Source organism: Kaarinaea lacus, from assembly GCF_975902315.1.
Genome location: NZ_CDLKIE010000517.1, coordinates 1 through 6,375 on the forward strand (window position 1 = coordinate 1; position 6,375 = coordinate 6,375).

Below are 6,375 nucleotides of genomic sequence, written 5' to 3' on the forward strand. Positions count from 1 at the left end.
CAGTTCAAACTCTGCGCTCAGTGCTTCTTTGTCCTGATCACCTGTTTCGGAAATGACGGTTTCAATAGCGCTATCAAACAGATCGTCGACCGATTGCTTTTCTTCTGCTTCATTGCAAAGGCCACGCAAGTGTTTTTCCAAAACCCGTACTGCTTTGGGAAGATGCTTAAGCTCGTGCCCGGCGCGTTTTATCCGTGCTACGATAGTATCAAGTACCTGTGAAATTTCATTGACCAGCCCAGGTATCGCTGTATCGGGGCAGGCGGCATAACAATCTCCGCAGGCGGTACAGTTTTCCGGAATCCACTTCGGATGTTCAAAGCGAATGGTGGTCATGTCACGAAAAACGGCAGATACTGCCGGCATCAGGCTCATGCTCATGAATGGGTCTGCCAGGTTGTCACCACCCTTACCGCGTAAATAAAAGTTACCAGTTTGTTCCCAGAAGCGGTGAATGTCCGAGCTGGCCGATTTGCTTTGTGGAATACGCTTCAGCATGACCGGCATTGAAGGTTCAGTAGTGACTGCAACACCCAGGGCTTTTTCATCACTGGGCTGCATTTTCGGCAGGATATGGATTTCATCAAAACCGCGTTTAACCACGCGCAGGTTTTCTTCCACGACTCGCTTTCCCTTGTAACCAAACTTGTGTTGTAACTGGTCCTCAATGGCTTTTAACAATGCTTCATCGGTTAACGATTTCTGTTCCTTGACATTGGATGCAGCAAAGAATGCACCCTGGAAGGCAGTACCCTGCATACGCAGTTGCAGATCCGGGTCGGTGGCTTCTTCGCGCGCAATTTTAAACGCATCAACGTAAGCAACTTTAATATGTTTCTCGATAATGATCTTTTGATAATTTGCAGGAATGGTATTCCACATATCTTCTGGCTTGGTGAATTCGCTTTGGATAATCAGTACGCCATTGTCTTTTAGTCCAGCCAATGCATTAGTGTGATTAAACACATTGGGATCTGGAGAAATAACTACATCAACATAATAGTATTCGCAGTTCATGCGAATGGGTTCTGGTGCGGCAGATAAATAATAAGTAGTGGGTTGTCCTTTCTTTTCCGAACCGTATTTCGGATTGGCCTTGATGTGATAACCCAGCAGGTCAAACAGGGTCATGGCCAGGTTCTTGCCCGTGGTAATGGCACCCCAACCACCCACGGAATGCATACGCACAGTGATACTATTATCGGGCATGAGGTTAGGGTTTTCACTACCATGTACCGCCAGGTCAGCGATATCAGGATATGCCTTTTGCAGGGTCTGCTGATAAATTTCCTGTTTCGGTGTGAAAGGTTTATCGTGAATAAAGTCCACACCCAGGTAAAACTGTTTACGGTGTTTACCCTTGGGCAACATGTTTTCAATGGCGCCTACAAAACCTTCGGCCTGCAAGTCACGGCTACCCAGGCCGAATGAACCGGAATAAAGTTTCGGTATATGATCCGGTTTTTTGTAACTGGCCAGATCAGGGTAGGGCTTGGCGCCATCGGCGTAACCATTTTCTACACACTTGCTAACAGTGCCGCGAATTTCCCGCATCAATGGTAAATCGGAAGCCAGTGGTTGATCCAGGCGTTCCAGTACGGTGACACCTTTCTTGCCTTTTAATATTTTGCTGATTAAATCAGCCGGGAAGGGGCGGAACATGGTCAGGTCAACCACACCCACTTTTATTTTACGTTTGTCGCGTAAATAATCGGCGACCACTTCGGCGCTGGGAATCATGCTGCCCTGGCCAACAATCAGATAGTCCGCGTCATCACAACGATAAGTCATCACCCGGTTATAACGCCGGCCGGTGAGTTCATAAAACTTGTCAAAGGCTTCCTGGGTAATTTCCTGGATATGATCGAAGAAAAATGGTCGTTGAGCGATGACACTTTGCATGTAACTGTCCTGATTTTGTACCACGCCGGCCATGGCGGGATTATCCACATCCCAGAGCTCAGGGATGCGCCGCCGGGTGTCGCCATAAATAATACGTTGCGCCGGTGTGGGTGTATCAATAATGTCATCAGGTCTTCCCAGGTATTGCGCAATTAATTCTCGTTCCGGTACCAGCATCGATTCGATCAGGTGCGTCGTTAAAAAGCCATCTTGCGCGACAACCCCGGGATTTAACGCATGTTCAGCGATGTAATGGGCAATGATATTCAGGTCAGCCACGTGTTGTGCGTTCTTGGCAAAAAACTGAAAGAAACCGGTATCGTCAATGCAGTGATAATCATCGTGTCCCGCATGCACATTCAATGTAGCTTTGGTGATAGCGCGCGCACCTATATTGAGCACGTAAGTCAGGCGTTTGCCCACGGCGGCATACAAGGATTCGTGCATATAGGCGACGCCCTGGCCGGAAGAAAAATTGGCCGAGCGTAATCCTGTCATCGCCATGCCTGCAGTAACCGCAGCGGCGGCATGTTCACCTTCGGGTTCGATAAACACTAACGGCTTGTTGGAAATATTAAGATGACCACTGGCAGCGGCTTCCGCCCAGTATTCGCCCATTTGCGTGGACGGTGTAATGGGGTAGGCGCCAGCCGCGTCACTGGACTCGCGTTCGCACATGATGGCGGCGGTGTTACCATCCATTGCCGCGCGCACACCCGGGAACTGGGCTTTTGAATTGGTCTTGGCAGGTTCCGACATGGATTTATCCGAGTGGTTAAATTTCTTTAACATAACATTGGCCCGATAGTTTTTATGTTTGCTGTGGTGCTAAATCGCGTTGTCGATTAATTTTGACAGATTCGCGGCCTTTGATAATTTTGCCATCAGCCTCCAACCAGAAAATGGCGCCAGTAGGGCAGCGCTCGATGGGTTCGCGGGTTCGATGGTCCAGTGTGTAATCGACAACCGCCAAATTGTTTTCCATTACAATCAAGTCACCTTTGGCATCCACGGCACATTTACCACAAGCAGTGCAAGCAACCTCACAGTACTCCAGGATGTCGTTGCCAAATTCCAGGTTCTTGCATGCAACCCACAACCGATGATTAACGGGGTGCAGGCTAAATAAATCTTTTGGGCAAACATCAATACAATCACCACAGGCGGTACATTCGGCTTCTATCACCACGGGTAATGAGTGCTCGTTCATGGTGATTGCATCAAAATCGCAGATTTTTTCGCAGTCACCGAATCCCAGGCATCCCCAGCGACAGGTTTTACTGCCGCCAGCAACTTGCGCCGCTGCCTGACAACTTTCCATGCCGCTGTAATGAGCACGTTGGCGGGCAACATTCGTTGCCCCCGCGCATGCCAGCCTTACCACTTGCTGGTTAACTTCTCCGACATCGACATTTAAAAAACTGGCAACCTGTTCCCGTTCGCTATCGGAGGACACCGTGCATAAACCGGGCAAGGCTTCCTGGCTGATGAGTGCTTCCGCAAATTGCCGGCAACCGATATATCCGCACGCGCCACAATTGGCTCCGGGTAACATGTCCTCGACAATATCCGTGCGAGGATCTTCATCAACGGCAAGTTTTTTACTGGCAACAATCAACAAGGTCGCCAGAATCAGCATCAAACTGCCCATTGTCCCGATTGCAGTGAGCATAAAGCCGTTCACGGTATGGAGTTGAATAAAAAATAATATGAAATCGTGAAGTTGTATTTGATGGGTGTCATGTAAACCGAAACCTTATAGACGCTAATCAATGCAAGTTTCAGAAAAACCATAATAATGTTATCTGAATTTGCAAAGATTACCGAAAATCAAATATTTGACCATCATGGTCAACTAATCTTCATGATTGGATGCTGCCAGTTTGTACAACCTGAGCAAATAACTAGTTACATAGATAAAAGCTATTAAATAGATTTGTATAATCGATTGGATATATCGCAGTAGCGGCTCCAAACTTAACCCTGACATATTGGTCTAGTTATTATTTGAACAAAAAAGCGGAGGCAACATTATGGAACTGAAAGGCAGTAAAACTGAACAAAATTTGAAAGACGCTTTTGCTGGCGAATCACAGGCGAATCGTCGTTACCTGTATTTCGCAGCCAAGGCGGATGTTGAAGGTTACAACGATGTAGCAACTGTCTTCCGTTCAACGGCAGAAGGTGAAACAGGCCATGCTCATGGTCACCTGGAGTATCTGGAAGAGTCCGGTGATCCGGCAACCGGTTTGCCCATCGGTGGTACTCAGGACAACCTGAAAGCGTCAATCGCAGGTGAAACCCATGAATACACTGATATGTATCCGGGTATGGCAAAAGCAGCACGCGACGAAGGTTTTGAAGAAATCGCTGACTGGTTTGAGACGCTGGCTAAAGCTGAGCGTTCTCATGCTAATCGCTTCCAGAAAGCACTCGACGAAATCAGCTAATGAGTGATCGATTTGCCGGGAGCTATAACTATTTATAGTTATAGCTCCCGGCATCAATTAAAAAGAAGGATAACAATCATGGATACACCGACGAAGCAACCCCGCGAAGGCAGTCTGGAAGCGCCAACCAGGCATACCATTGATTGGAAAAATCCGGACTACTATAACGAAGAAGCCCTGTTCAAGGAAATGGAACGGGTATTTGATGCCTGCCACGGTTGTCGACGTTGTGTGAGTTTGTGTAATTCTTTTCCGGTACTCTTTGATCTGGTCGATGAGTCCGACACCATGGAAGTGGATGGTGTTAAGAAAGAAGACTACTGGAAAGTGGTCGATGAATGTTACCTTTGTGATTTATGTTTCATGACCAAGTGTCCCTACGTGCCACCCCATGAATGGGATCTGGACTTCCCACACTTGATGTTGCAGGCGAAAGCGTTCAAGTTCAAACACAAAAATGACCAGGTCAAAACCCGCGATAAAATTCTTACCAGTACGGATAAAGTCGGTTCATTGGCGGGTATCCCTATCGTAGTCAATATGGTCAACGCAGCGAACAAGAACAAAGCTGCACGCAATTTAATGGATAAAACTCTGGGTGTGCATCCTGATGCCAAGTTGCCCGAGTACCATAGTAATACATTACGCAAGCGATTAAGCAGAATTGATAACACGAAGATTCAACCTGAAGCAGCCGGAGCAACCACCGGCAAGGTTGCCTTGTTCACCACCTGTTACGGAAATCGTAACGAACCCAATGTGGGCGAGGATTTAGTTGCCATATTGCAGCACAATGATATTCAGGTTCGTCTGGCAGAGAAAGAACAGTGCTGTGGCATGCCTAAACTGGAGCTGGGTGACCTGGAAGCCGTTGCCAGGGCGAAGGAAGCCAATGTAGCGGTACTGGCCAGGCTGGTTGATGAAGGTTGGGATATCGTTGCGCCCATCCCATCTTGTGTGCTGATGTTCAAACAGGAATTACCCTTGATGTTTCCTGACGATGAGCAGTTAAAGAAAGTACAGAATGCGATCTATGATCCGTTTGAGTACTTAATGATTCGGCATGCCCATGACAAGCTGAAAACAGATTTCAAAAAACCACTGGGTAAGGTGGTTTACCATGCGGCCTGTCACCAGCGCGTGCAAAATATCGGTAGCAAGACCAGCCAGTTATTGAAACTGATCCCGGAAACTGAAGTTGAAATTGTGGAACGTTGTTCCGGGCACGATGGAACCTACGCCGTAAAAAGTGAATATCACAAAATATCCATGAAAATCTGCCGGCCGGTGGTGAATAAAGTGAAGCAGGCCAACGCTGATTATTATGGGAGTGATTGCCCAATGGCAGGGCATCAAATTGAAAATGGACTGGAGCAGTCTGATGCGCCGTCCAAACCAACCACCCACCCTTTTAGTATGTTGAGAATAGCCTACGGCATTTAATGTCATACACTTTGGTTATCAGGAGGTTTGATCGAATGCAAAAGTTAAGCAAAGATACACTTTATAGCCTGGAAGAATACAGCAACATTCGCAAGGATTTCCGTAAGAAAGTGATGGAGCACAAAAAGAATCGCCAGGTTCATATAGGTCCGCATGCCACCCTGTACTTCGAGGACTTGCTGACGATGCAATACCAGGTGCAGGAAATGCTGCGTATCGAACGCATTTTCGAAGCTGAAGGTATTGAGGAAGAGCTGTCAGCATACAACCCCCTGATTCCAGATGGTACTAACTGGAAAGCCACTTTCATGATTGAGTATGGTGATCCAGAGGAGCGCAAAGTCGCGTTGCAAAAAATGGTAGGCATCGAAGATCGTGTCTGGGTACAAGTGGAAGGCTTTGAGCAGGTATTTGCAATTGCCGATGAAGACCTGGAGCGCGCGACTCAGGACAAAACTTCGTCAGTGCATTTTATGCGCTTTGAGCTTTCAGATGCGATGATTGCGGCTGCCCGGGAGGGTTCGAAAATTTCCATGGGTATCGATCATGTTAATTATCGATATAAAGTTGACGGCGTTGA

At 47.4% G+C, this 6,375-nt stretch carries 5 protein-coding genes; 3 read left to right on the plus strand and 2 right to left on the minus strand.

Annotated elements, in window-relative coordinates; all coding sequences use genetic code 11:
- Both ACWVCM_RS16095 and ACWVCM_RS16100 read right to left on the minus strand, forming a co-directional pair.
- Nucleotides 1–2,694: 2-oxoacid:acceptor oxidoreductase family protein (locus ACWVCM_RS16095; RefSeq protein WP_455202789.1), on the minus strand; the 2,694-nt coding region annotated here is incomplete at its 3' end.
- Nucleotides 2,695–2,713: 19 nt separating this feature from the next.
- The gene (locus ACWVCM_RS16100; RefSeq protein ID WP_455202790.1) at nucleotides 2,714–3,574 is read right to left on the minus strand and encodes a (Fe-S)-binding protein; all 861 of its coding nucleotides are present in this window, start codon (nucleotides 3,572–3,574) and stop codon (nucleotides 2,714–2,716) included.
- Between the two features lie 361 nt (nucleotides 3,575–3,935).
- Here ACWVCM_RS16100 and ACWVCM_RS16105 point away from each other — a divergent pair, with 361 nt between their 5' ends.
- The 3 genes from ACWVCM_RS16105 to ACWVCM_RS16115 all read left to right on the plus strand — a co-directional run.
- Complete coding sequence (locus ACWVCM_RS16105; protein WP_455202791.1) at nucleotides 3,936–4,352, plus strand: rubrerythrin family protein; 417 nt, start codon at nucleotides 3,936–3,938, stop codon at nucleotides 4,350–4,352.
- A 78-nt stretch (nucleotides 4,353–4,430) separates the two neighbouring features.
- Entirely contained in the window at nucleotides 4,431–5,795 is a 1,365-nt protein-coding gene (locus ACWVCM_RS16110; RefSeq protein WP_455202792.1) for a heterodisulfide reductase-related iron-sulfur binding cluster, read from the plus strand.
- 35 nt (nucleotides 5,796–5,830) lie between these two features.
- A partial coding sequence (locus tag ACWVCM_RS16115) for a DUF3501 family protein (protein ID WP_455202793.1) occupies nucleotides 5,831–6,375 on the plus strand: 545 nt, incomplete at its 3' end.